The sequence below is a fragment of the Psychroserpens sp. XS_ASV72 genome (assembly GCF_041224425.1).
Classification (GTDB): Bacteria; Bacteroidota; Bacteroidia; order Flavobacteriales; family Flavobacteriaceae; genus Psychroserpens.
Genome location: NZ_JBGFGL010000038.1, coordinates 1 through 832, shown reverse-complemented (window position 1 = coordinate 832; position 832 = coordinate 1). Strand labels below are relative to the sequence as shown.

General features: G+C 49.9%; 2 protein-coding genes. One reads left to right on the top strand and one right to left on the bottom strand.

Annotated features, from left to right (window positions below):
* Window positions 1-509, bottom strand: a 509-nt coding sequence (locus tag AB9K26_RS00195) for a hypothetical protein (RefSeq protein ID WP_369970536.1), incomplete at its 3' end; no start/stop codon positions are given.
* Between AB9K26_RS00195 and AB9K26_RS00190 the strand changes: the two genes are divergently transcribed.
* The gene (locus tag AB9K26_RS00190; protein ID WP_369970535.1) at window positions 502-702 is read left to right on the top strand and encodes a hypothetical protein; all 201 of its coding nucleotides are present in this window, start codon (window positions 502-504) and stop codon (window positions 700-702) included. The genes AB9K26_RS00195 and AB9K26_RS00190 overlap by 8 nt on opposite strands.
* Window positions 703-832: the final 130 nt, after the last annotated feature.

Here is an 832-nt window from a genome sequence, read left to right as displayed (position 1 = left end):
GTTCCGCCACAAGCATCGTAGTCCTTAACAACTACCGCTTCGATCTCTCCTGAGATCTCACATGCAGTACCCTCTAGTCCGTTGCTGTAGGTTGCGTTTGCAGCCTCAAAATCAGCAGCCATTGAACACATGATGTTCGCTGGGAACTCTGGTGCTGTAACAGTAGCCTCTGGTGCTGGCATCACGTTGATTGTGAATGGTCCTGCACTCAATGGGTTCTGGCACTGGTCGTATCCATAGTAAGATACAGTAATGGTTCCTCCACAGGCATTGTAGTCTTTTGAAACCTCTGCCTCAAGTTCTCCCGAAATCTCGCAAAGTCCTGTCAGACCGTTAGTATATGTTGCGTTACCAGCTGTCCAGTCTGCAGCATCAGCACAAGCGATGTCTGCTGGGAACTCTGGTACTGTAACCGTAGCCTCTGGTGCTGGGTCAACCTCGATATAGAATGGTCCTGCCATCAAGTCACGCTCACAGGCGTCCTTGCTTGTATAAGTAACAGTGATCATTCCACCGCAAGCGTTGTACTCTTTTACAACTTCTGCCTCGATCGATCCTGAGATCTCACATGCAGTACCCTCTAGTCCGTTGCTGTATGTAGCGTCTGCAGCTGTAAAGCCATCTGCATCTGCACAGGCAACCTTCTCTGGGAACAATGGAGTTGTTACCGTAGCCTCTGGAGCTGGATCAACCTCGATATAGTATGGTCCTGCGCTCAATGGGTTGCCACAGGCATCCTCTCCGTTGTAGCTTATCGTGATAAGTCCTCCACAGGCATCGTACTCCTTAACTACGTTCGCCTCCAATTCTCCTGAAAGCTCACAAAGTCCAG